Here is a 22,812-nt window from a genome sequence, read left to right on the forward strand (position 1 = left end):
CTTAACGGGAACGGGCGGCCTGCGCCGGCGGCTCCTGGCGCCCGGTGATGTCGAACAGCGTGTAGCCGAGGGTCAGGTGCCGCACGTCGGCCGGCAGGTCGCGGTCGACGACGAAGCGCACCGGCATCTCGATGCGTTCGCCCGGTGCGAGGACCTGCTGGGTGAAGCAGAAGCACTCGGTCTTGTGGAACCAGGCCGCCGCCCGGGCCGGGGCGACGCTGGGGATGGCCTGGGCGGTCATCGGCCGGTCGCCCGGGTTGCGGGCGACGAACAGCATCTGGTTGCTGGCGCCGGGATGCACCGTCAGCTCGTCCTGCAGCGGCCGGAATTCCCAGCTCATGCCGGCGGCGTTGCTAGCGAGGAACTGCACGCGCACGCTGCGCGACTCGTCCACCGTCTGCGTGCCCCGCCAGGCGCCGGCGGTCTTGCCGTTGATGCCGAAGGCCTGGCACATCACGTCGTACAGCGGCACCAGGGCGAAGCCGAAGGCGAACATGGCCACCACCACCAGCAGCAGGCGGCGGACCAGGCGGGCGGTGGGCAGGCCGTCGTTCATGATTCCGACTCCCGGCGAGCGTTCATTTCACTTCACCTCCGGCGGCGTACCGAAGGTGTGGTAGGGCGCGGGGGAGGGCACCGACCACTCCAGGCCGTGGGCGCCGTCCCAAGGCTTGGCCGGGGCCGGCTCGCCGCCGCGGATGCACTTGATGACGATGTACAGGAACAGCAACTGGGTGGCGCCGAACAGGAAGGCGCCGAGGCTGGACACCATGTTGAAGTCGGCGAACTGCAGGTTGTAGTCGGGAATGCGCCGTGGCATGCCGGCCAGGCCGACGAAGTGCATGGGGAAGAAGGCCAGGTTCATGCCGACGAAGGACAGCCAGAAATGCCATCTGGCCAGGCGCTCGTCGTACATGTGTCCGGTCCACTTGGGCAGCCAGTAGTAGGTCGAGGCGAAGATGCCGAAGATCGCTCCGGGCACCAGCACGTAGTGGAAGTGCGCGACCACGAAGTAGGTGTCGTGGTACTGGAAGTCGGCCGGCGCGATGGACAGCATCAGCCCGGAGAAGCCGCCGATGGTGAAGAGGATGACGAAGGCCACGGCGAACAGCATCGGCGCCTCGAAGGTCAGCGAGCCGCGCCACATGGTCGACACCCAGTTGAACACCTTCACCCCGGTGGGCACGGCGATCAGCATGGTGGCGTACATGAAGAACAGCTCGCCGGTCACCGGTATGCCCACGGTGAACATGTGGTGGGCCCAGACGATGAAGGACAGGAAGGCGATGGCGCCGGTGGCGTAGACCATCGAGGTGTAGCCGAACAGCGGCTTGCGGGCGAAGGTCGGGATGATCGAGCTGACCGCGCCGAAGGCCGGCAGGATCATGATGTACACCTCGGGGTGACCGAAGAACCAGAACACGTGCTGGAACAGCACCGGGTCGCCGCCGCCGGCGGCATTGAAGAAGCTGGTGCCGAAGTGGATGTCCATCAGCATCATGGTCACCACCCCGGCCAGCACCGGCATCACCGCGATCAACAGGAAGGCGGTGATCAGCCAGGTCCAGCAGAACAGCGGCATCTTCATCAGGGTCATGCCCGGCGCGCGCAGGTTGAGCACGGTGGCGATCACGTTGATCGCGCCCATGATCGAGCTGATGCCCATCAGGTGGATGGCGAAGATGAAGAAGGTCACGCTCTCCGGCGCGAAGGTGGTGGACAGCGGCGCGTAGAAGGTCCAGCCGAAGTTCGGCCCGCCGCCCTCCATGAACAGAGTGCTGACCAACAGGCCGAAGGCCGCCGGCAGCAGCCAGAAGCTGAAGTTGTTCATCCTCGGCAGGGCCATGTCCGGCGCGCCGATCATCAGCGGGATCATCCAGTTGGCCAGGCCGACGAAGGCCGGCATCACCGCGCCGAAGACCATGATCAGGCCGTGCATGGTGGTCATCTGGTTGAAGAATTCCGGCTGGACGATCTGCAGCCCCGGCTGGAACAGCTCGGTGCGGATGATCATGGCCATGCTGCCGCCGAGCAGGAAGGCGGTGAAGCTGAACCACAGGTACATCGTGCCGATGTCCTTGTGGTTGGTGGTCAGCACCCAGCGCATCGGGCCCCTGGCCGGGCCGTGAGGGTGTTCGTCATGGGCGGTGTGGCCCGGCTCGATCACTGCGCTCATCGTGGCCTCTCCTTTCTATTGGGGTTGGGCGGGCTGCATGCCCTGGCCGGTTTCCCGGGCCTGCCGGAAGGCGTGGATGTCCTGCGGGGTGACGCTGTCGCCGAGCGCGTTGCCGAAGGCGTTGCGCTCGTAGGTGATCACCGCCGCCAGGTCGACGTCCGAGAGCTGCTTGCCGAAGGCGGCCATGGCAGTGCCCGGCTTGCCGTCGATGACGATGTTCATGTGGCCTTCCTTCGGTCCGGTGGCGATCTTCGAACCCTTGAGCGCCGGGAATGCCGGCGGCAGGCCCTCGCCGGTCGGCTGGTGGCAGGCGACGCAGGCGGTCCGGTAGACCCGCTCGCCCTGGGCGACCAGTTCCTCCAGGGTCCAGGCCTTGCCGGCCTGCGCCGTGGCCTCGGCGGCGGCGGCCTTTTTGCCGGCCAGCCAGGCGGCGTAGTCGGCCGGAGCCTTGACCTCCACCACCACCGGCATGAAGCCGTGATCCTTGCCGCACAGTTCGGTGCACTGGCCGCGGTAGAGGCCCGGCTCGGCGACGCGGGTCCAGGTCTCGTTGATGAAGCCGGGGATGGCGTCCTTCTTCACCGCCAGTTCCGGTACCCACCAGGAGTGGATGACGTCCGCCGCGGTGACCAGGAAGCGCACCTTGGCGCCGGCCGGGATCACCAGCGGTTCGTCCACCTCCAGCAGGTAGTGGTCGTTCTTCGGCGCCTGGTTGCCGATGGCGTTGCGGTCGGTGGCCAGGTTGCTGAAGAACTCCACGTCCTCGCCCAGGTACTTGTAGTGCCACTTCCACTGGTAGCCGGTGACCTGGATGTCCAGGTCGGGCTCGGACGGGTCGTAGATGTGCAGCAGGGTGCGGGTCGCCGGCACCGCCATGGCGATCAGGATCAACAGCGGGATCACCGTCCACAGCACCTCGACCCGGGTGTTCTCGTGGAAGTGGGCGGGCTGCGGGCGACGCGAACGGCGGTGGGCGAACATCGACCAGAACATCGCGCCGAACACCAGCACGCCGATGGCCACGCAGATCCAGAAGATGGTCATGTGCAGATCGAAGACGGAACGGCTGACTTCCGTGACCCCCGGCCGCATGTTCACATCCCAGGCGGCCTGCGCCTGGGACAGGGCCGAGCACGACAGAAGACCCATCCAGAGTCGTGGATGTCGCATCATTGCGGGTTCCCCTTATCGTTATCCCGCTGGCGAAACCGTCGACGCAGGGCACTGTCGCCGGGCCTTTCGACCTGGACGGGCCGCCGGAACCGGATCGTGCGGAAACGGTTGCGTCACGTTTCCAGCGGTGCCGGCTTTCCCTTTCCCGCGACCCGCTACCGCAGAACCCCGGCCTGCACGGTGCAGTCGGGCCTTACTCCGGTAAGCGTGTTTCGAGTCGAGTATAGACAGCGGCGCAACGGGGGGTGTTTTTTGCGGCCCGGGGCAGGGCAATCGCATGAAGCGCTTGCCTGATACCGGACTGGAAAGATTATGTGCCTGGTCGTTCCGGCGTGGTCTTCGGCTTCGCTGCACCGGCTGCTTGCCGAGGGGCCGGACAGTCCCTGTTTCGGGCCCCCGCCCGAGTCACTTTCTCTTTGCTCGCGCGAAAGAGAAAGTGACCAAAGAGAAAGCGCGCCCGATCATTCGGCCCCGGCTACGCCGGGGTTCCCTCGCTCCGGCGCCGCTCCGAGGGTCGTCGCACAAGGGGCATCCATGCCCCTCGTACGACTCTCGCCGCCTCCCTGCGGCTCGCCCCTCTACGCGACACCTGCGCTCGGCCTCCTGAACGGGAGTCGGGCTCCGGGTTGCCTGAAAGCGCTTTCGCGCTTGCGGCACGACCTGTCAGGCCGCGCCGGATGCCCCCTTCAGGAGGCCGAGCGGAGTCGTCGCGCAAGGGGATGAGCCGCAGGGATGCGGCGAAAGGCCCGAGGGCCATGGATGGCCCTGCGGGCCGTGCCCTGGAGCGACGACGCAGGGAGGGAACCCGGAGCGAAGCGCAGGGCCGGATGAGGGGGTGGCCTTCTTTTTGGTTACTTTTTCTTGGCCAAAACAAGAAAAAGTGACTCGGCCGGGGGGCCGAAACAGGGACTGTCCGGCCCCTCGGCAAGCAGCCATGCCAAGGCTCACATAATCTTTCCAGGCCGGTCGGGCGGGCATTTCATGCGATTGCCCCGCAGCCCGGGGCGAGGCGATAGCGACATGCTGTACGGGCGTCTAAGCTAGGCAAGTCTGTCCACTGGCCAGGGAGGCTGCCTTTTCACAGGAACCCGAGGAGTACCGCCTTTGAATATTCCAGCCTTGCGCCAACTGATCGAGTGTGCACGCCAGCACGAATCCCGCCATGGCACGCTCGCTCGTCAGTTGGAAAGCCGGATGCAGTACCTGCACCCCGCCATCTGCCTGCCCGAGGAGGATGCGCTGGGGGTGCTGACGAAGTTTGTCGATGGATATCTGGAGCAGGTGCCGGAACTGCTCGAGGCGGCCCACGCGGTCGCCTGCGGAGCCGGTATCGAAGCGCAGGTCGAGCCGGTGCTGAAGGTGGCCGCGCACTTCTTCCTCAGTCCGCCCCAGGTGCTGGAGGGGCAGGAAGGCCTCGCCGGCCTGCTCGACGAGGCCTACCTGGCGCATCGTCTGGTCGAGGAGGTGAACGACCGCTACATCGCCTGCATCGGTCAGCCGCTGATCCCCCTGGACACCACGGTAGCCAACCTGATCGCCCACCGGCTGATCGGCGAGGAGTTCGCCAATCGCCTGGACGAGGCCGTGCACCTGGCGGTGAACGGCCTGCTCGGCGATACCCTGTTCGAGCAGGCGTCCCTGGATTCCCACCGCGCCCGCCTGAGCAATCCGAAGACCGTCGCCGCCTGGCTGGCCTGGCCCTGCCTGTCGCGGCAGTTCGGGGTGGAGTTGCAACTGAGCCGGGCGGCCGGCTAGGGCGGATGCGACCCGCCACGCGGCAAGGGGCCGGCGGGTCGCATCCGTACTTGGTCCCGCGCCTCAGGCGGTCGCGCCGCCGATGCCCACCGTGGTGCGCAGCCGGCCTTCCAGGCGGCGTTTCACCGCGCGGGGCTCGAGCACCAGCTCGGAGCCGTTGGCCGCGCTGGCGGCGCTCCACTCGTCGAGCAGCTCCATGCAGGCGTGGTCGATGTAGTTCAGGTGATCCAGCGGTACGTGCAACTGGGTACCGGGACGCACCGTGGCCAGCACGCGGGACAGTTCAGGCACCTTGAGGAAGGTCGCCGAGCCGACCATGCGCAGCTCCGCGGTGCGTCCGTCCTCGTCGTAGACCAGGCTGATCTTCAGCCGCGAGGCGCGCCAGGCGAGCTTGGCCAGGGTCAGGGCGAAGCCGATCATCACCCCGGTCAGCAGGTCGGTGCAGACGATCGCCAGGGCCGTGGCGGCGTAGACGAACATCGGCATGCGGCCGTAGCGGCCCAGGCCGCGCAGGGCCTTGAGGTCGACCAGCTTGACCCCGGTGTAGACCAGCACCCCGGCCAGGCTGGCCACCGGAATGCTCTGCAGCACCGCGGTCAGCAGCAGGACGAAAGCCAGCAACCAGAGGCCGTGGAGGACGGCGGACAGGCGGGTGACGGCGCCGGCCTGCACGTTGGCCGAGCTGCGCACGATCACCCCGGTCATCGGCAGGGCGCCGAGCAGGCCGCAGAGCATGTTGCCGATGCCTTGGGAAGTCAGCTCGCGATCGAAGTCGGCGCGCGGGCCCTGGTGCATGCGGTCCACCGCGGCGGCCGACAGCAGGGTCTCGGCGCTGGCGATGAAGGCCAGGGTCAGCGCCGCGATCAGCAGGCTGGGCTCGGTCAGCAGGCGCAACAGGTCGGCCGGCTGTACCCAGTCGATGGCATCGCCCAGGTTGGCCGGCACCTCGACCCGGTGCACGTCCATCGAGAAGACCAGGCTGACCAGGGTCGCCAGGCTCACGCCGAGCAGCGCGCCGGGCAGGAAACGCAGTCTGGCCGGCTTGCGCTTGTCCCACAGCCACATGGTGCCGATGGTCAGGAGACCGAGCAGCCCGGCGCTCCAGCCGCTGCCTTCGCCGAACGGCAGGGCGTCGAGCAGCGCCGCCGGGAAGGCCTGCAGGTTGGTCAGGCCGGAAGCCTGCGGCGAAGCGTCGAGCATCACGTGTAACTGCGACAGGATGATCAGGATGCCGATCCCCGCCAGCATGCCGTAGACCACCGCCGGCGCGGTGACGCGGAACCAGCAGCCCAGGCGCAGGCGTCCGGCGAGCAGTTGGATCAGGCCGGCGAGCAGCAGGATCGGCCCGAGCATGGCGATGCCGTGCTGGCGCACCAGTTCGAAGACCAGCACGGCGAGGCCCGCCGCCGGGCCGCTGACCTGCAGCGGCGCGCCGGCCAGCCAGCCGACCACCAGCCCGCCGATGATGCCGGTGATCAGACCCTTGGCCGGCGGCATGCCGGAGGCGATGGCGACGCCCATGCACAGTGGCAGGGCGACGAGAAAGACCACCACGGAGGCCATGGCGTCCCGTGGCAGGGTGGATTTCAGGGTTTCGAGGTTCATGGAGGTTTCTTCCGTGTGCGAGTCGAACACGAGCCGCCCGCGCTGCGGGGAATGGCTCCGCAGCGGGGCGTCGGACGAAGTAAAAACAAGGCCGATCACAGGGATCGGCCTGCTGGACCGCCGGTGCCGCTAGCCTTGGTGGAAACGCGGGCGCGGCGTGGCTACGGGAATCGAGCCTTCGCTGTCGAGGGGGCGGAAACAGCCCTGCTCGGCGTCGTAGGCCTTGATCTCGGCGGTCTCGATGGAATAGACCCAGCCATGGATGAACAACTGGCCGCTGGCCAGGCGCGCCGCCACCGAGGGATGGGTGCGCAGGTGGTCGAGCTGGGCGACCACGTTCTCTTCGGTGAGCACTTCGAGGGTGTCGCGGCCGTTGCAACTGCAGCGGTTCTCCAGCACCACGGTCTTGGCCACCTCGGCGTGGCGCAGCCAGGCCTTGACGGTGGGCATGCTCTCCAGGGTCGGCGGGTCCAGCACCGCCTTCATGGCGCCGCAGTCGGAATGGCCGCAGACGACTATGTGGTGCACGCCGAGCGCCGCCACCGCGTATTCGATGGCGGTGGACACGCCGCCGTTGATCTGCCCGTAGGGCGGTACCACGTTACCCACGTTGCGGCTGACGAACAGGTCGCCCGGCGCGCTCTGGGTGATCAGTTCGGGAACGATGCGCGAATCGGCGCAGGTGATGAACATGGCCCGCGGCCGCTGGGCGCTGGCGAGGGAGCGGTAGAACTCCTTCTGCTGCGGAAAGACCTCGGTGCGGAAGCGATGGAAGCCATCGACGATGTTCTTCAGCGCCACCTCGGCGTTTTCGGACTCGGTGCGGGCCTCGGTCGTTCCCTGCGAGGGGCCCTGTTTCGAGATGACATTGTTCATGGCATAACCTCCCTGGGTAGCGGAAAGTGGCAAGGCTCGATGGTCGTCCCCGTTTATGACGAGTCGAGACGATGACTTCGGCACAGGTGGACGTGGGGCACTCGGGTGCCCTCGATGAAAATCAGCCTGCGTCAGCCAACTTAAATAAAGCTGAATGCGCGGCGCCCATAACTTAAGGGAAACTGAATAGCCGGCTACACAACTTAAATGAAACCGAATGCAACGGAGTTCGTCCCTGCCGATTGTTCCGGCAGGCACTCTGCGGCATCGATGTCGCAGAGCCATATCCCGCGCCGTGCCTGTCTTCCAGGGCGCAGCTCGGGTGTGCGGCAGGACTCGCGCCCCGGCCGACGAACAGGTGGCGGCTTACAATTTTTTACATATGGGAAAAGCCGCTGTTCGCCCTTTCCGCCGCTCGAATATTTACTTACATAAAGATTTATCGAGCGACTGCCCATCAGGGAACTTTTCCGGGAAGTCGTTTCCCGTCGGGCGGGACGGAAGACTGGAGGATTGGCCGGCCGAAATACGCGGACCGGGGCGGTCGGCCCGCGGCAGCGGAATCGACACGGCCCCGGCGGGTCGGACCCCGGACGGGAACGGGACGACGTGCTCGCCGCCTTCTACGCTGATCGTATTACCCGTTGCAGGATACCGCCATGCACGAGGGGCGCTGGCAACTGCTCGATACCGATCCCGCCTGGGCCGGCAATCGTAGCCACGATGCGCTGATCGCCTTCGCCTGGAGCGGTCCGGGCGGACGCCGGCGCCTGGTCGCGGTGAACTACGCCGACCATCCGAGCCAGGGATTCGTCAGGTTGCCGTGGGACGATCTCGCCGGGCGCGACTGGTACCTGCGCGACCGGCTCGGCCCGGCGCGCTACGAACGCGACGGCACCGACCTCGCCGCCCGCGGTCTCTACCTCGACCTGCCGGCCTGGGGCTGTCGTGCGTTCGAGGTGCAGCGAATCCGAGGGGGCCTGCCGTGACGGCAGAGCGCCCCCTGGGGGCCAGGGGGTGCTGCGTATCCGGACCTACGGCTTCTTCAACTTCGGATTGGGAAAGAACTGCGCGGTGTGCACCTTGGGCGCGGCGGGGCCTGGGGCGGCCGGGGCCGCCTCGACCTTGTTCACCCGGGTGCCCAGTTCGAGAGGCACCGACAGGCCCTCGGCGTTGAGGATGTCGGCGAAGGAGCAGGAGACGCACTCGCGGTGCGGCACGCCGTCGACGTCCCACATGCGCACGGTGTCCATGCTTTCGCAGGCCGGGCACACGGCGCCGGCGATGAATTGTTTCTTCGGTTGATTCATGCTTGCCTCTCAGGCCGCCGCGCTCAGGCCAAGGTGACGGAGCAGGGCGTCGATGGACGGCTCGCGGCCGCGGAAGTCGACGAACAGCACCATGGGGTCCTGCGAGCCGCCACGGGCCAGGATCGCCTCGCGGAAGGCCTGGCCGGTGACGGGGTTGAACACGCCGTCCTCCTCGAAGCGGGAGAAGGCGTCGGCGGAGAGCACTTCCGCCCACTTGTAGCTGTAGTAGCCGGCCGCGTAGCCGCCGGCGAAGATGTGCGAGAAGCTGTTGGGGAAGCGGTTGTAGGCCGGCGGCTGCATCACCGAAACCTCGTCGCGGATGCCCTTGAGCACCTCGAGCACGCCGCGCCCGTCGCCATGGTGGACGTGCAGCTCGAAGTCGAACAGCGAGAACTCCAGTTGGCGCGCCATCATCATGCCGGACTGGAAGTTCTTCGCCGCCAGCATCTTCTCCAGCAGGTCCTGGGGCAGGGGCTCGCCGGTCTGGTAGTGGCCGGAGATCAGCGCCAGGCCTTCCGGCTCCCAGCACCAGTTCTCCATGAACTGGCTGGGCAGCTCGACCGCGTCCCAGGGCACCCCGCTGATGCCGGAGGCGCCGGCGTGCTCGATGCGCGTCAGCAGGTGGTGCAGGCCGTGGCCGAACTCGTGGAACAGGGTGGTGACTTCGTCGTGGGTGAGCAGCGCCGGCTTGCCGCCCACCGCCGGGGTGAAATTGCACACCAGGTTGGCCACCGGGCTGACCAGCTCGCCGGCGGTGTTGCGGCGCTTGTCGCGGGCGCCGTCCATCCAGGCGCCGCCGCGCTTGTTGGCCCGCGCGTAGAGGTCGAAGAAGAAGCGCCCGACGTGCTCGCCGTTCTCGCGAATCTCGAACAGGCGCACGTCCGGGTGCCAGCTATCGAAATCCGCAAGCTCGCGGATCTCGATGCCGTAGAGGCGCTGGACCATGGCGAACAGGCCGCCGAGCACCTTGTCGATCGGGAAGTAGGCGCGCAACTGCTCCTGGGAAATGCTGTAGCGGGCCTGGCGCAGCTTCTCGCTGTAGTAGCCCACGTCCCAGCTCTGCAGATCGCCGCAGCCCTGTTCGGCGGCGAAGGCGCGCAGCTCGGCCAGGTCCTTCTCGGCGAACGGCCGGCTGCGCGCGGCCAGATCGCGCAGGAAACCGAGCACCTGCTCGCCGGAGTCGGCCATCTTGGTCGCCAGCGACAGTTCGGCGTAGTTCGGGTAGCCGAGCAACCGGGCCAGTTCGCGGCGCAGGTCGAGGATCTGCTCCATCAGTGGGCCGTTGTCGAATTGCCCGGCGTTCGGCCCCTGGTCGGAGGCGCGGGTGCAGTAGGCGGCGTAGAGCTCCTCGCGCAGGGCGCGGTCGTCGGCGTAGGTCATCACCGCGTAGTAGCTGGGGAACTCCAGGCTGATCAGCCAGCCGTCGAGCCCCTTGGCCTGGGCGGCCTGGGCCATCTGCGCCCTGGCCGAGTCGGTCAGGCCGGCCAGCGCGGACTCGTCGGTGACGTGCTTGGTCCAGGCCTGGGTGGCGTCGAGCAACTGGTTGGAGAAGCGGCTGGTCAGCTCGGACAGACGCATCTGGATCTCGCCGTAGCGCTTCTGCTGCTCCTCCGGCAGATCGATGCCGGACAGGTGGAAGTCGCGCAGGGTGTGTTCGAGGACGGTCTTCTGCGCCACGTCGAAGCCGGCGGTCGCGGGGCTGGCGGCCAGGGCCTTGTAGGCGTCGCAGAGGGCGCGGTTCTGGCCCATCTCGGTCCAGTAGGCGGACAGCTTGGGCAGGCAGGCCTCGTAGGCGGCGCGCAGCTCGGGGCTGTTGCACACCGCATTGAGATGGCTGACCGGACTCCAGGCCCGGCCGAGGCGTTCGCCCAGTTCGTCGAGCGCCAGCACCAGGCCGTCCCAGCTCGGCGTGTCGGCCTGATCGGCGAGGGTCTGCGCGATGGCGGCGCGGTTGTCGGCGAGGATCCGGTCGATGGCCGGCTCGACGTGTTCCGGACGGATGGCGGAATAGGGCGGCAGGTCGAAAGCTTGCAGGAGGGGATTGCTGGCAGTCACGGCAGTTGACCCTGAGTCGAGAGATACCCGTTCATGTTAATGAGAAATTCCCGACAACGCAGCACGGATACTACTGTCGGCGCATCGGAGGGCGCGCGATACCGGCCATACGTCGGCGAATACCCAGATACATTGCTTGCTAAGCATCGCTCGGCTTAAGATGAGAATTCGTCTTATTTATGTCTGGCAGCTGCGGACGGTGATCGCCCATGTCGACCCCCGATACTTCCTATCCGCAACAGGTAGCGGACTACTATGCCGAGCACCATGGCTGGATACGCGCCTGGCTGCACCGGAAACTGGGCAACGCCTGCGACGCCGCCGACCTGGCCCACGAGGTGTTCCTGCGGTTGCTGGCTAGGCCGCGCCGGTTCGACAGCGACGGCCATGCGCGCGCCTATCTGCACGGTATGTCCCATCATGTCTGCGTGGATTTCTGGCGGCGCCGGCAGGTCGAGCAGGCCTGGCTGGAGGTCCTGGCCAGTCGTCCCGAAACCTTCGCGCCTTCGGAAGAGTACCGGGCAATAGTGCTGGAGGCCCTGCAGCAGGTGCACGCGATGCTCTCCCGCCTGCCGGAGCGGGTCGCCGAGGCCTTCCTCCTGGCCCAGCTCCAGGGACTGGGCTACAAGGCCATCGGCGAACGCCTGGGGGTGTCCGAACGGACCGTGACCAAGTACATGGCCCAGGCGATGTACCAGTGCCTGCTGCTCGAGGCCGAACTCGATGAAGCCCTCGTCTGAGACCGGCAGGCCCGACCACGCCGCCTTGCGGCAGGCCGCCGACTGGTACGCCCGGCTGAGCGCCGATCCGCACGACGCCGCCATCGGCGCGGCCTGGCGGCGCTGGCACGGGCAAAGCGAGGCGCATCGCCAGGCCTGGCGCTATGTGGAGCGCGTCGGCCGGCGCTTCGCGGCGCTGCAGGAGGACGGCGACACGGCCGTGCGCACCCTGCGCGCGGCGCGGCGCACGGAGCTGTCCCGCCGTCAGGCGCTGCGTACCCTGGGCGTGCTGTCGGGCGGCGCCCTGCTCGGCTGGTTCGGCTGGCGCGACACGCACCTGGCCGGCCTGGTCGCGGCCTGGTGCGCCGACTACCGCACGGCGACCGGGGAGGTGCGCGATTTCCTGCTTGCCGACGGCACGCGCATCTGGCTCAACGCTGCCAGCGCCCTGGACAGCGATTACCAGCCCCGGCTGCGCCGGCTCCACCTGCTCGCCGGGGAGGTGCTGATCGACACCGCCTTCGAGGACAGGCCTTTCGTCGTCGACACCGCCGAAGGGCGCCTGCGGGCCCTGGGGACGCGCTTCAGCGTGACCCAGCAGGACGGGCACACCCGGCTGGCGGTCTTCGAGGGCGCGGTGGAAGTCCGCACCGCCGGCAGCGGCGCCGCGCGCATCGTCCGGGCCGGGGAGCAACTGCGCTTCGACCGGCGGGCCATCGGCGACCCGGAGCCCGCCGCTCAGGCCCGCCAGGCCTGGAGCAGGGGGCTTCTGCTGGTCGACGACATGTCCCTGGCGGAGTTCGTCGAGGAGTTGTCCGGCCATCATCGCGGCTACCTGGGCGTCGCCCCGGAAGTCGCCGGGTTGCGCGTCATGGGCACCTACCCGTTGCATGACAGCGAGCGGATCCTGGGCATGCTGGAGGGCGCCCTGCCGATCGTCGTCCAGCGTCCGCTGCCCTGGTGGACGAGCATCGAAGCCCGTCGCTGAATCGGCCGATGCCTCGAAGGCGGATGTAAAAAATTCTCGTTTTGCTTCCTGTTTTTCTCGCTCATCCGATTTGGTTGGTGACACCGGCTTTTCGCCGGCCGATTGCAGTAGAGGATTTCCCATGCCACCACGCCAAACCCGCCGTTTTCGCATCCCATTGACGCTGGCCGTTCCCTTCGTCCTGTCCGGCGTGCCCGCCCTGCTGTACGGCGCCGCCGCGTCGGCCGCCGAACTGCGGTATTACGAGATTCCCGCCGGTCCGCTGGCCGAGCGGCTCAACCGGTTCGCCGCCCAGGCCGGCATCCATGTGGCGGGCGACGCTGCCCTCACCGCCGGCAAGCGGAGCCAGCCGCTCGACGGCACGTATGAAATCGAGCAGGCGCTGAACATCCTGCTCGAAGGCAGCGGATTGCAGGCCGTGCCGACCCGGACCGGCGGCTACGAGGTGCGGGTCCTGGCGGATGGCGGCGCTGGCATGGCGCTGGATGCGATCAGCGTCAACGAGGTCGCCGAGGAGCGGACCTACCGGGCATCGACGAGCGCCATCGGCGACAAGTTCGAGACGCCGTTCCTGGAGCAGTCGCAGACCGCCTACAGCGTCACCCGGCAGGTGCTGGACGACTTCGCGGTGAGCGATCTGGAGGAAACCGTCAAGTTCGTCCCCGGCATCACGGTCGGCAACAGCTTCGGCGGCACCCAGGATTCCCTGGTCAAGCGCGGCTTCGGCAACGGGGTCGACGGCGGGGTGTTGCGCGACGGCATCCGCACCGCCCGCGGGCGCAACTTCAACAGCATCACCACCGAGCGGGTCGAGGTGCTCAAGGGGCCGGCTTCCCTGCTCTACGGCATGCAGGAGCCCGGCGGGGTGATCAACGTCATCAGCAAGAAACCCACCTACCAGTGGCGCGGCACCCTGGGCGGACAGCTCAGCAGCGAAGGCGGCGGCAGCGGTTATTTCGATGTATCCGGCCCCCTGGGTGGGAGCGGTTTCGCCTTCCGCCTGATCGGCCAGCACAAGGACGAGGACTACTGGCGCAACTTCGGCGTCAACCGCGACAAGGTGGTCGCGCCGTCGCTGGCCTTCGAGAGCGAGGCCTTCTCGGCCACCCTGTCCTACGAGTATTCCGACTATTCCTCGGTTCTCGATCGTGGCGCCTTCCTCTACGACGGCCACGCGGTCGGCGATCGCGATCATCGGCTCGACGAGCACTGGACGCGGATCGAGGGCCATCGCCAGTACGCCAGCCTGGCCCTGGAGTACCGTTTCTCGCCGACCTCGCGCCTGCGCTTCAACTACGGCTGGAACCAGGACGACTCCAGCGACTTCCAGGCCGATCCGAACGCCTACAACCCGGAAACCGGGGAACTGCGCCGACGCTTTCGCAGCAACCCGGATATCGAGCGCAGCCGCAACTACGCCGCCCTGGACTGGCTCAACGAACTGGAGCTTGGCGGCATGCGCCACGAGTTGACCCTCGGCGCCGACCACGAGCGCCACGACGAGTCGAACGGCTTCTTCCATCAAGGTCCCAACACCTGGGGCTTCGACCCGGAGTCGCCGCACTACGGCGATCTGGAGCGGACCGAGATCGTCAATCTCGGCAACAGCCAGCAGCGCTCGCGGGTGCGCATGCTGTCGGTATACGCCAAGGACAACATCCACATCGGCGAGCACTGGATATTGTCTCTCGGCCTGCGCCATCAAAGGTTCCGCCAGCGGGACGGGCAGGGCATCCCTTACCAGATCGGCACCAATGTGAACAAGATCAAGAACCTGCCCTTCGCCGGCCTGGTCTACAAGGTGAACGATGAGTTTTCCCTGTACGCCAACTACAGCGAATCCTACAAGCCGAACATCGTCGAGGCCGGCACCGGCGTGGATGGCGGCAGCGACCCGGAGGAGGGCCGCCAGTACGAAATCGGTTTCCGCTACGACAACGGCTGGCTGTCGGGACTGGTCGCCCTGTTCGATATCCGCAAGGAGAACATCCAGACCACCGAGACCGTCGGCGGCGAGCGGTTCACCCGGGCGGTGGGGGAGGCCCGCTCGCGTGGCCTGGAGGCCAGCCTCAACGGGCAGTTGGGCGAGCGCTGGAACGTCATCGCCAACTACGCCTACACCGATACCAAGGTGCTCAAGGACACGGAGGCCACCGAAGACAACGAACTGGTCAACGTCGCCCACAACGTCGCCGGGCTGTTCCTCTCCTACGACCTGCCGCAGAGCGTCCTGCCCGGCAGCCTGCGGATCGGCGGCGGCGCCCGCTACGTCGGCTCGCGGGAGGGCGACCTGGCGAACAGCTTCGAGCTGTCCGGCTATACCACCTACGACGCCTTCGCCACCTGGTCGCTGCCCGATGTGATCGGCAAGAAGGCCCAGGTGCAGTTGAACGTCGACAACCTGACCAACAAGCGGTACTTCATTTCCAGCGGCGAAACCAGCAACCGGGTGTCCTGGGGCGCGGTGCGCACCGCGACGCTGTCGGCGAGCGTGGATTTCTGAGTCTTGGCTCTTTTTCGGCCGCCTCGGGATGGAAACGGTTTCAGCCGTCGGCCGCGATCGGGCGCCTTGCACCGCTCGGGACTCTTCGGGACGATAGGCAATCCCCACATGGAGTCTTCGGCATGACCATCAGAACCTTCCAGGGCATCACCCCGATACTGGGCGAGCGGGTCTTCGTCGACCCCGCTTCCGTGGTCCTCGGTAACGTGGCGATCGGCGACGACAGCTCGATCTGGCCGCAGGTGGCGATCCGCGGCGACGTGCACCGCATCCGCATCGGCGCGCGCACCAGCATCCAGGACGGCAGCGTGCTGCACGTCACCCATGCCGGGCCGTTCAACGCGGAAGGCCACCCGCTGGAGATCGGCGACGAGGTCACCGTCGGCCACAAGGTGACCCTGCACGGCTGCCGCATCGGCAACCGTGTGCTGGTCGGCATGGGCGCCATCGTGTTGGACGGCGCGGTGGTCGAGGACGAGGTGATCGTCGGCGCCGGCAGCCTGGTGCCGCCGGGCAAGACGCTGGAAAGCGGCTTCCTGTACGTCGGCAGCCCGGTGAAGCAGGTGCGCCCGCTGAACGACAAGGAGCGCGGCTTCTTCCGCTACAGCGCCGACAACTACGTGCGCCTGAAGGACCAGCACCTGGCCGAGCACTACCTGCCGCTGAAGGAGCCGCACCTGCTGGCCGATCACGAAGACTGAGTTTCCCCAGCCGGGCGGTGCGTGTAGGTCATGGCTTACATGGATTCGGGGACTTGTCCACTTACCGGTCGCCGGAGGGCTCCTTAATATCGCCCCTGTGCCGACGGATCGGTACCGGCTGACCAGGATGGCGGCCAAGGACTTCGCAGGAGAGCGATCCCATCAGGACGATGACTCAACGGAAGAAAGGCAGTATTCCGCGAAGAACGGCGAGAGCGATCCTCTCGCCGTTTTTTATTCGCCTGCACATCCCTGCGACGGCCGGAGAGCGCCCGCTCAGTCCGTGAGCGGAGCCTCCTCGGGCGCCGGTGCGGGAGTCGGGGATGGTTCGCCGCGCCGACTGCCGCCGTCGTTGCGCTGGTAGATGATCTTCCTGGTGCCGCCGTCGCAACTGCCGACCACCAGGTTGCGGTCGGTCACTTCCGCGTTGGGCACTATCTCCAGAGTGTAGGAAGTCACGCCGGCGGCCTGGATCTTCACTTCGATCTCTTCCTTGAGTTCCTCGCAGGGCTTGATCGCCGCCAGCAGCGGGGTGCTCAACAGGCACAGGGAGAGGACGAGACAGCTTCGGTTCATGGGGTTTCCTCCTGTATGGCGAGGCTGGATGGCGCGCCTGCCTGCAGTTCGGCCAGGCGTTTCTGGCGCGCGGCGGCGGGCAGCCGTGCCAGGCGTTCGGCTTGTCGGTAGAAGCGCGGCCAATCCTGGCCGGCGCGGCGGAATATTTCGGCGAAGGCTGGCAGCCAACCATCGTACAGGCCGAACGGCAGCAGTTTGGCGTTGTCCAGCGGTCCCTCGACCCAGGCGTCGTAGCGCCGGTCGCCCTGCCATTCGCCGTCGCGCAGCGTCCGGTAGCGCTGGCGCAGCAGTTCGAATTCGGCCGCCTTGCGCTGGCGCATCTCCTCCGCCGGCAGGCCGCTGGCATAGAGTTTCCGCAGGCGTTCGCGGCTGTCCAGCACCAGGCGGGTGAACTGCTCGCCGCGCCGGGCGCGGCGTTCGTCCGGCGGCGCCAGGCCGCGGCTGGCGCGCCATTGGCGCAGGCCCTCGCGCTCGACGAAGCTGGCGAAGGATTCGTTGAAGGCGGTGTCGTTCGGCAGGTAGAGGCGCTGGTGCGCCAACTCGTGGAAGATCAGCGCGGCCAGGGTGTCGTCGTCGTGGCGCAGCATGCCGGCGAGGATCGGGTCGGCGAACCAGCCGAGGGTGGAGTAGGCCTCGACGCCGCCGACGAAGGTGTCCAGGCCCTGCCGCTTCAGCAGCGCTGCCGCCCCGCGCGCCCGGCCGAGCTGGTAGAAGCCGCGGTAGGCGACGCAGCCGGCGATCGGAAAGCAGTGCGCGAGTGGCTCCACGGAGAACTCCCCGGTCGCGAAGAGATTCCACACCACGTAGGGGCGGCCCAGGTCGGCGTAGAGGCGATAGCTGGCGTTGTCCGGCAGGTCGAGCCGGGCGCTGGCGAAGCGGCGGGCCGCCTGGGCCTGGGTCAGACGCTGGCGCAGCACGGGGTCGCGGGCCGGATCGGCGATCACCGTGGCGAGCGGTTCGCGCCGGCGCAACAGGTCGAGCTGTCCGCCGGCCAGGTGACCGTAGTAGGCGAGACTGGAACAGCCGTTCAGACAGACGGCTAGCAACAAGGGAACCCCTCGCACGATAAGGTTGTCTCGTGATCTGCGAACATTCATCCGGCGAACCCGGTGGCCCTGCAAGGCGTTTTTAAGGAAATAGAGGCGAGCGTATCGCTCGCCCGTGCATCAGGGAGTGTACAGGCAGCGGACGGACAATCCCGCGCTTCGATGTGGTGGAAGCCGGCCCGGTTTTTCCAGCGCCACCGGTTCCATGACCACCATACCCCGGAGCTCCGTCATGCGTGTCCTCATCCTGCTTCCCTGTCTGTTGACCCTTGGTGGCTGTAACCTGCTGCTGCCGCGGCACGATCCCGGCCAGGCCTGGGTCGAGCTGAATCCCCGCGTACCCCATTCGTTGCGCGCCGCCGAGGTGGATCGAAAGACGCTGGACGACCACCGCTTCTTCCAGGTCAGCCCCGGCGCCCATGAGCTGGGCATGCGCTACCGTTTCGAGGTGGCGAGCAGCAACATCGGCCCGAACCGGGCCCCCCACGAACGCAATTGCCTGATCCGCCTGAACTACAAGGAGTTCGCCCCCGGTCAGCGGTATAGTCTGGAGGTCGGCGACGTCGGTTTCCGTCCCTGGGCCAGGCTCTATGACGACCAGCGCCGGATGCTGGCGACCGGTCAGGAGAGCGGCTGTAACAGCGGAGCCTGACGCCTCGCCCGTTTCTTCGTGCGAGGCTGCCCATGCGTGGACGATTTCCCTGGTTGACGTTACCCCTGCTGCTGGCCGGCTGCGCCGCTCCGGTGCCCGAACCGGACCCGCGGATGGCCTGGGTCGAGCTGCAGGCCCGCGAAGTGACCAGCCTGCTGATGGCGGACTGGCAGGATGGCCAGCGGCTGCGCGACGGTCGTTATTTCCAGGTCGCCCCCGGTGCCCATGAGCTGGAGGCGACGTACCGCTACTACTACCAGGGCAATCCGATGGGCCGCAATCCGCTGGCCACCAGTTGCTGGTTGCGCCTGCGCTATCCGGACTTCACCGCCGGGCAGCGCTACCGGCTGGAGGCCTGGAACATGTCCACCCAAGTCTACGCCGTGCTCTACGACAGCGCCGGGCGGGAGCTGGCCGAGGTCGAGGTGCTGGGCTGCGGGCTGTATTAGGGCCTGTCGGCGCCTGCGGGCGAGGAGTCGGCGCACTCACCGCACAGATCCTGCGCCAGCCAGTATTCCGCCTCCTCCGCCGGCAGGCCGGCACCGAGCAGGGCGAACAGCTTGCCGAGCGCCGCCTCGCGGGTCATGCCGTCGCCGCCGATCAGCCCGGCCTCGCGCAGGGCGTCGCCGGCGGCATAGGTGTCGAACGCCACATGGCCGTGCGGGCACTGGCTGATGCCGAGCAGCACGGTGCCGCGCCGGCGGGCCTCGCGCAGCGCCTCGAGCAGTTCGGCGTCGTCCGACGGGCCGGTGCCGCTGCCGTAGCACTCCAGTACCAGGCCCTGTACGCCGCTGTCGAGCAGGGCGCGCAGTTGCGTCGCCCGCAGGCCGGGGAACAGCGGCAGCACGGCGAGGTTCACCGGCTGGCGCAAGGTGTGATAGTCGAGTCCGGCGGGCAGCGTGGCGGTGCGACTGCCATGACGTCGGCGTGGCAGTTCGGCGAAGGCCTCGAAGGTCGCGCTGCCCAGCTTGCTGGCCCGTGCGCCGTGCAGCAGGCGGCCGCCGAAGTAGAGGTGCACGCCGGGGACCAGGCCCTGGGCGAGGGCGTCCACGGCGCCGAACAGGTTGTCCCAGGCGTCGCTGCCCGGGACGCTCGCCGGCAGCATGGCGCCGGTTAGCACCACCGGCACGCCCAGGCCGAGCAGCAGGAAGCTCAGCGCCGCGGCGCTGTAGGCCAGGGTGTCAGTGCCGTGCAGCAGCAGTACGGCGTTGCAGCCGTCTTTCTCGACCGCGGCGACGATGGCGTCGCGCAGGGTCAGCCAGTGGCCCTGGTGCATGTTGGCGCTGTCGATCGGCGGGCTCAGCTCCCGGTAGCGCCAGGGCGGCATGCGGCGCTGCGGTTCGGCGATCAGTCGTTCGCGCAGGCGCGCGTCGAAACCGGCGGCCGGCACCAGGCCCCGGGGGCCGGCCTGCATGCCGATGGTGCCGCCGCTGTAGAGGACCATGAGTTGGTCGATCGCGGCCATGGTCTGGTCTCGGCGAGGACAGGGAATGTTCATGATAACCCGGACGGGAGGTGCGTGCGCCTGCACTTCCGCGTCCGGCTTTGGGTTATACTCCGCCGCTTGATAATGCGATCCTCTCTCATATCCGGAGAGGTTCGCCACCCCGCCAAGCCACGCCCTGCCAGCGTGGCTTGTTGTTTTTTGATGCGCCTGCGGGCGCCAACGAGAGGCATGAAGATGAGCGCACTGGTAGGCGTGATCATGGGGTCCAAGTCGGACTGGAGCACCCTCTGTCACAGCGTGGAGATGCTGGACAAGCTGGGCATCCCCAACGAAGTCAGGGTGGTTTCCGCCCACCGCACGCCGGATCTGCTCTTCCAGTACGCCGACCAGGCCGCGTCCCGCGGCATCGAGGTGATCATCGCCGGCGCCGGCGGCGCCGCCCACCTGCCGGGCATGTGCGCGGCCAAGACTCACCTGCCGGTGCTCGGCGTGCCGGTGCAGTCGTCGATGCTCTCCGGGGTCGACTCGCTGCTCTCCATCGTGCAGATGCCGGCCGGCGTGCCGGTCGCCACCCTGGCCATCGGCCGGGCCGGCGCGATCAATGCCGCGCTGCTCGCCGCCAGCATTCTCGGCGCCAGGCACCCGCGGCTCCTCGAAGCGCTCAAGCGTTTCCGCGAGGAGCAGACCCGTAGCGTGCTCGACAATCCGGACCCGCGCGAAGCCTGAGAAAGGGAGTTCCGACAAGATGAAGATCGGCGTGATCGGTGGCGGCCAACTGGGCCGCATGCTGGCCCTGGCGGGCACTCCGCTGGGCATGGACTTCGCCTTCCTCGACCCGGCGCCGGATGCCTGCGCGGCCGCGCTCGGCGAGCACATCCGCGCCGATTACGGCGATCAGGACCATCTGCGCCAACTGGCCGACGAGGTTGATCTGGTCACCTTCGAATTCGAGAGCGTGCCGGCCGAGACCGTGGCCTTCCTCTCCCAGTTCGTTCCCGTCTATCCCTCCGCCGAGTCCCTGCGCATCGCCCGCGACCGCTGGTTCGAGAAGAGCCTGTTCAGGAGTCTCGGCATTCCCACCCCGGAATTCGCCAACATCCACTCGCAGGTCGATCTCGACGCCGCCGTGGCCGAGATCGGCCTGCCGGCGGTGCTCAAGACCCGCACCCTGGGCTACGACGGCAAGGGCCAGAAGGTCCTGCGCCAGCCTGCGGACGTCGCTGGCGCCTTCGCCGAGCTGGGCAGCGTGCCCTGCATTCTCGAAGGCTTCGTGCCCTTCAGCGGCGAGGTGTCGCTGATCGCCGTGCGCGGCCGCGACGGCGAGACGCGCTTCTACCCGCTGGTGCACAACACTCACGAGAGCGGCATCCTGCGCCTGTCGGTGGCCAGCAGCGGGCACCCGCTGCAGGCGCTGGCCGAGGACTATGTCGGCCGGGTGCTCGAGAAGCTGGACTACGTCGGCGTGCTGGCCTTCGAGTTCTTCGAGGTCGACGGCGGCCTCAAGGCCAACGAGATCGCCCCCAGGGTGCACAACTCCGGGCACTGGACCATCGAAGGCGCCGAGTGCGGCCAGTTCGAGAACCATCTGCGCGCGGTGGCCGGCCTGCCGCTGGGCTCCACCGCCAAGGTGGGCGAGAGCGCCATGCTCAACTTCATCGGCCAGGTGCCGCCGCTGGACAGGCTGGCGGCCGTTGCCGACTGCCACCCGCATCACTACGGCAAGGCCTTCAAGGCCGGGCGCAAGGTCGGCCACGCCACTCTGCGCAGCAAGGACCTGCCGACTCTCGAGGCGCGCATCCGGGAAGTCGAGGCGCTGATCGCCGGGAACTGAAGCGCGCCCGCGCGCCCTTGCCCGGATGGCAGGTATGCTGGAGCGCGACTAGGCTGAGGGGGTCAAGGACTTCAGGGAGGGCTCTGTGATGGGCATCCTCGGCACCATTCTCATCGGCCTGTTGATCGGCGTGGTCGCACGTTTCCTCAAACCGGGCGACCAGCCCATGGGCTGGATCATGACCATCCTGCTCGGCATCGGCGGTTCGCTCGTGGCCACCTACGGCGGCCAGGTGCTGGGCATCTACCGCGCCGGCGAAGCCGCCGGCTTCATCGGCGCGGTGATCGGCGCCATTGTCCTGCTGGTGATCTACGGCTACCTGCGCAAATCCTGAGCGGTGGCCGTGGCGGCGGCCTGGGTCCTGCGCCATTCCAACTGCTTCCGCTGCTTGTGGCGCAGGGCCATCAGGGGGACCGGCGTGCTCTTGCCGGTTTCCAGCCACTGCCGTACGCGGTTGGCGTCGCCGACGTGGGAGTGCTTGCCGAGGGTGTTCAGCAGCACCATGGCCACGGGACGGTTCTGGATCACCGCGAGCAGGGCCAGGCAGTGGCCCGCCTCGTCGATGAAACCGGTCTTGGTGACCTCGATGCGCCAGTCGGGGTTGCGCACCAGCGGGTTGGTGTTGTTGAAGTTCTGCACGTAGCGCGGCTGCTGGAAGTACGCGCTATGGCTCGGCGTGGTGCTCAGTTCGCGGATCAGCGGGTATTGCCGCGCGGCTCTGAGCAGCTTCGCCAGATCGCGGGCGGTGGAGACGTTGCGCTCCGACAGGCCGGTCGGTTCGACGAAGCGGGTGCTGTGCATGCTCAGGGCGCGGGCCTTGGCGTTCATCGCCGCGACGAAGCGCGCGTGGCCGCCCGGGTAGTTGTGCGCCAGGCTCGCCGCCGCGCGGTTCTCCGAGGACATCAGGGCCAGGCGCAGCATCTCCCGGCGGCTGATGAGGCTGTTGACCCGCACCCGCGAGTAGACGCCGCGCAGTTCGCGGGTGTCGTGGATCCGCACCGGGATCGCCTCGTCGAGCGGCTGGCGGGCGTCCAGGGTCACCATGGCGGTCATCAGCTTGCTGATCGAGGCGATCGGCACGATCACGTCCGGGTGGTTGGCGAACAATTCCCGGCCGGTGTTCAGGTCGATCACCAGGGCGCTGGCGGAGGCCAGTTCCAGCGGTGGGGGCGTGCGGACCGGCGGGACCTTGTCGACGGCCTGGACGCCGGGCATGACGACGACGCATGCGCAGGCCAGCAGGAGTGCCAGGAAGGAGGGGTGGGTTTTCATGCGCATGACTCGCGGTGGGTTGCTGCTGAATTTTATGCGGTATAACCAGATGCTGCTGCTGCCCGCTGCTGGCAGGCGGAAATGCCCATGGTTTGCCGTCAGTCCCCTCTATGCTGCTCTTTATCGG

General features: G+C 67.6%; 21 protein-coding genes and 1 pseudogene. 11 read left to right on the forward strand and 11 right to left on the reverse strand.

Translation table 11 applies throughout. The features are described from left to right. Window position 1: 1 nt before the first annotated feature. Genes AVCA_RS00485 through coxB form a run of 3 tightly spaced genes read right to left on the reverse strand, consistent with a single transcriptional unit; the run spans window position 2 to window position 3,349 of the window. Window positions 2-556 carry a cytochrome c oxidase assembly protein gene (locus tag AVCA_RS00485; RefSeq protein ID WP_012698795.1) on the reverse strand — a complete coding sequence of 185 codons (555 nt, stop codon included), beginning with the start codon at window positions 554-556 and terminating at the stop codon, window positions 2-4. Window positions 557-583: 27 nt separating this feature from the next. Continuing rightward, window positions 584-2,176 (reverse strand): cytochrome c oxidase subunit I, encoded by a 1,593-nt coding sequence (gene ctaD / locus AVCA_RS00490; RefSeq protein ID WP_012698796.1) that lies wholly within the window; start codon window positions 2,174-2,176, stop codon window positions 584-586. Window positions 2,177-2,191: 15 nt separating this feature from the next. Beyond that, window positions 2,192-3,349: a cytochrome c oxidase subunit II gene (gene coxB, locus AVCA_RS00495; protein ID WP_012698797.1), complete on the reverse strand. Its 1,158-nt coding sequence runs from the start codon at window positions 3,347-3,349 to the stop codon at window positions 2,192-2,194. 1,104 nt (window positions 3,350-4,453) lie between these two features. On the opposite strand from coxB, the gene AVCA_RS00500 reads away from it, so the two are divergent. Next, window positions 4,454-5,104 carry a hypothetical protein gene (locus tag AVCA_RS00500; RefSeq protein ID WP_012698799.1) on the forward strand — a complete coding sequence of 217 codons (651 nt, stop codon included), beginning with the start codon at window positions 4,454-4,456 and terminating at the stop codon, window positions 5,102-5,104. 63 nt (window positions 5,105-5,167) lie between these two features. Here the strand turns inward: AVCA_RS00500 and AVCA_RS00505 are convergent, their stop codons facing one another. Next, the gene (locus tag AVCA_RS00505; protein WP_175555945.1) at window positions 5,168-6,709 is read right to left on the reverse strand and encodes a SulP family inorganic anion transporter; all 1,542 of its coding nucleotides are present in this window, start codon (window positions 6,707-6,709) and stop codon (window positions 5,168-5,170) included. Window positions 6,710-6,838: 129 nt separating this feature from the next. Beyond that, on the reverse strand, window positions 6,839-7,585 hold the full coding sequence (locus AVCA_RS00510) for a carbonic anhydrase (RefSeq protein ID WP_012698801.1): 747 nt from the start codon (window positions 7,583-7,585) through the stop codon (window positions 6,839-6,841). A gap of 659 nt (window positions 7,586-8,244) precedes the next feature. On the opposite strand from AVCA_RS00510, the gene AVCA_RS00515 reads away from it, so the two are divergent. Further along, complete coding sequence (locus tag AVCA_RS00515) at window positions 8,245-8,574, forward strand: hypothetical protein (protein ID WP_012698802.1); 330 nt, start codon at window positions 8,245-8,247, stop codon at window positions 8,572-8,574. Window positions 8,575-8,619: 45 nt separating this feature from the next. On the opposite strand, the gene AVCA_RS00520 is transcribed toward AVCA_RS00515, so the two are convergent. Then, window positions 8,620-8,895, reverse strand: coding sequence for a YheV family putative zinc ribbon protein (locus AVCA_RS00520; RefSeq protein WP_012698803.1), 276 nt, complete (start codon window positions 8,893-8,895; stop codon window positions 8,620-8,622). A gap of 9 nt (window positions 8,896-8,904) precedes the next feature. Then, window positions 8,905-10,950, reverse strand: a complete 2,046-nt coding sequence (gene prlC, locus AVCA_RS00525; protein WP_012698804.1) for an oligopeptidase A — start codon at window positions 10,948-10,950, stop codon at window positions 8,905-8,907. A gap of 209 nt (window positions 10,951-11,159) precedes the next feature. Here prlC and AVCA_RS00530 point away from each other — a divergent pair, with 209 nt between their 5' ends. The 4 genes from AVCA_RS00530 (at window position 11,160) to AVCA_RS00545 (ending at window position 15,861) form a co-directional block, all read left to right on the forward strand. Beyond that, window positions 11,160-11,690 carry a sigma-70 family RNA polymerase sigma factor gene (locus AVCA_RS00530; protein ID WP_012698805.1) on the forward strand — a complete coding sequence of 177 codons (531 nt, stop codon included), beginning with the start codon at window positions 11,160-11,162 and terminating at the stop codon, window positions 11,688-11,690. 25 nt (window positions 11,691-11,715) lie between these two features. Further along, window positions 11,716-12,657 carry a FecR domain-containing protein gene (locus AVCA_RS00535; RefSeq protein WP_012698806.1) on the forward strand — a complete coding sequence of 314 codons (942 nt, stop codon included), beginning with the start codon at window positions 11,716-11,718 and terminating at the stop codon, window positions 12,655-12,657. 121 nt (window positions 12,658-12,778) lie between these two features. Then, on the forward strand, window positions 12,779-15,160 hold the full coding sequence (locus tag AVCA_RS00540) for a TonB-dependent siderophore receptor (RefSeq protein ID WP_012698807.1): 2,382 nt from the start codon (window positions 12,779-12,781) through the stop codon (window positions 15,158-15,160). 122 nt (window positions 15,161-15,282) lie between these two features. Continuing rightward, on the forward strand, window positions 15,283-15,861 hold the full coding sequence (locus AVCA_RS00545; protein ID WP_012698808.1) for a gamma carbonic anhydrase family protein: 579 nt from the start codon (window positions 15,283-15,285) through the stop codon (window positions 15,859-15,861). A 348-nt stretch (window positions 15,862-16,209) separates the two neighbouring features. Here AVCA_RS00545 and AVCA_RS00550 read toward each other — a convergent pair. Together AVCA_RS00550 and AVCA_RS00555 are read right to left on the reverse strand one after the other, a co-directional pair. Continuing rightward, window positions 16,210-16,437: pseudogene (locus AVCA_RS00550) on the reverse strand (DUF1161 domain-containing protein); the annotation flags it as partial. Continuing rightward, complete coding sequence (locus AVCA_RS00555) at window positions 16,434-17,501, reverse strand: aminopeptidase (RefSeq protein WP_012698810.1); 1,068 nt, start codon at window positions 17,499-17,501, stop codon at window positions 16,434-16,436. The gene AVCA_RS00555 and the pseudogene AVCA_RS00550, both read right to left, overlap by 4 nt. Window positions 17,502-17,715: 214 nt before the next feature. Between AVCA_RS00555 and AVCA_RS00560 the strand changes: the two genes are divergently transcribed. Then, complete coding sequence (locus AVCA_RS00560) at window positions 17,716-18,135, forward strand: PA0061/PA0062 family lipoprotein (protein WP_012698811.1); 420 nt, start codon at window positions 17,716-17,718, stop codon at window positions 18,133-18,135. A gap of 53 nt (window positions 18,136-18,188) precedes the next feature. Next, window positions 18,189-18,584, forward strand: coding sequence for a PA0061/PA0062 family lipoprotein (locus tag AVCA_RS00565; RefSeq protein WP_236616324.1), 396 nt, complete (start codon window positions 18,189-18,191; stop codon window positions 18,582-18,584). Here the strand turns inward: AVCA_RS00565 and AVCA_RS00570 are convergent. After that, entirely contained in the window at window positions 18,581-19,600 is a 1,020-nt protein-coding gene (locus AVCA_RS00570) for an asparaginase (protein WP_012698813.1), read from the reverse strand. The two genes, AVCA_RS00565 and AVCA_RS00570, sit on opposite strands and share 4 nt — an antisense overlap. A 216-nt stretch (window positions 19,601-19,816) precedes the next feature. Here AVCA_RS00570 and purE point away from each other — a divergent pair, with 216 nt between their 5' ends. The 3 genes from purE to AVCA_RS00585 all read left to right on the forward strand — a co-directional run bounded on the left by purE (window position 19,817) and on the right by AVCA_RS00585 (window position 21,747). After that, entirely contained in the window at window positions 19,817-20,308 is a 492-nt protein-coding gene (gene purE / locus AVCA_RS00575; RefSeq protein WP_041807487.1) for a 5-(carboxyamino)imidazole ribonucleotide mutase, read from the forward strand. 19 nt (window positions 20,309-20,327) lie between these two features. Next, window positions 20,328-21,413, forward strand: coding sequence for a 5-(carboxyamino)imidazole ribonucleotide synthase (locus AVCA_RS00580; protein WP_012698815.1), 1,086 nt, complete (start codon window positions 20,328-20,330; stop codon window positions 21,411-21,413). 88 nt (window positions 21,414-21,501) lie between these two features. Next, the gene (locus AVCA_RS00585) at window positions 21,502-21,747 is read left to right on the forward strand and encodes a GlsB/YeaQ/YmgE family stress response membrane protein (RefSeq protein WP_012698816.1); all 246 of its coding nucleotides are present in this window, start codon (window positions 21,502-21,504) and stop codon (window positions 21,745-21,747) included. On the opposite strand, the gene pbpG is transcribed toward AVCA_RS00585, so the two are convergent. Then, the gene (gene pbpG / locus AVCA_RS00590; protein WP_012698817.1) at window positions 21,729-22,685 is read right to left on the reverse strand and encodes a D-alanyl-D-alanine endopeptidase; all 957 of its coding nucleotides are present in this window, start codon (window positions 22,683-22,685) and stop codon (window positions 21,729-21,731) included. The two genes, AVCA_RS00585 and pbpG, sit on opposite strands and share 19 nt — an antisense overlap. Window positions 22,686-22,812 lie beyond the last annotated feature (127 nt).

This window comes from Azotobacter vinelandii CA (assembly GCF_000380335.1).
GTDB classification, from domain to species: domain Bacteria; phylum Pseudomonadota; class Gammaproteobacteria; order Pseudomonadales; family Pseudomonadaceae; genus Azotobacter; species Azotobacter vinelandii.

Excerpts from the sequence above, each read along its gene's own strand:
- AVCA_RS00510 (WP_012698801.1), bottom strand. The coding sequence starts at position 7,585 with ATGAACAATGTCATCTCGAAACAGGGCCCCTCGCAGGGAACGACCGAG.
- AVCA_RS00515 (WP_012698802.1), top strand. The coding sequence starts at position 8,245 with ATGCACGAGGGGCGCTGGCAACTGCTCGATACCGATCCCGCCTGGGCC.
- AVCA_RS00570 (WP_012698813.1), bottom strand. The coding sequence starts at position 19,600 with ATGGCCGCGATCGACCAACTCATGGTCCTCTACAGCGGCGGCACCATC.
- ctaD (WP_012698796.1), bottom strand. The coding sequence starts at position 2,176 with ATGAGCGCAGTGATCGAGCCGGGCCACACCGCCCATGACGAACACCCT.
- AVCA_RS00485 (WP_012698795.1), bottom strand. The coding sequence starts at position 556 with ATGAACGACGGCCTGCCCACCGCCCGCCTGGTCCGCCGCCTGCTGCTG.
- pbpG (WP_012698817.1), bottom strand. The coding sequence starts at position 22,685 with ATGAAAACCCACCCCTCCTTCCTGGCACTCCTGCTGGCCTGCGCATGC.
- AVCA_RS00580 (WP_012698815.1), top strand. The coding sequence starts at position 20,328 with ATGAAGATCGGCGTGATCGGTGGCGGCCAACTGGGCCGCATGCTGGCC.
- AVCA_RS00540 (WP_012698807.1), top strand. The coding sequence starts at position 12,779 with ATGCCACCACGCCAAACCCGCCGTTTTCGCATCCCATTGACGCTGGCC.
- AVCA_RS00585 (WP_012698816.1), top strand. The coding sequence starts at position 21,502 with ATGGGCATCCTCGGCACCATTCTCATCGGCCTGTTGATCGGCGTGGTC.
- AVCA_RS00520 (WP_012698803.1), bottom strand. The coding sequence starts at position 8,895 with ATGAATCAACCGAAGAAACAATTCATCGCCGGCGCCGTGTGCCCGGCC.
- purE (WP_041807487.1), top strand. The coding sequence starts at position 19,817 with ATGAGCGCACTGGTAGGCGTGATCATGGGGTCCAAGTCGGACTGGAGC.
- coxB (WP_012698797.1), bottom strand. The coding sequence starts at position 3,349 with ATGATGCGACATCCACGACTCTGGATGGGTCTTCTGTCGTGCTCGGCC.
- AVCA_RS00560 (WP_012698811.1), top strand. The coding sequence starts at position 17,716 with ATGCGTGTCCTCATCCTGCTTCCCTGTCTGTTGACCCTTGGTGGCTGT.
- AVCA_RS00505 (WP_175555945.1), bottom strand. The coding sequence starts at position 6,709 with ATGAACCTCGAAACCCTGAAATCCACCCTGCCACGGGACGCCATGGCC.
- AVCA_RS00530 (WP_012698805.1), top strand. The coding sequence starts at position 11,160 with ATGTCGACCCCCGATACTTCCTATCCGCAACAGGTAGCGGACTACTAT.
- AVCA_RS00545 (WP_012698808.1), top strand. The coding sequence starts at position 15,283 with ATGACCATCAGAACCTTCCAGGGCATCACCCCGATACTGGGCGAGCGG.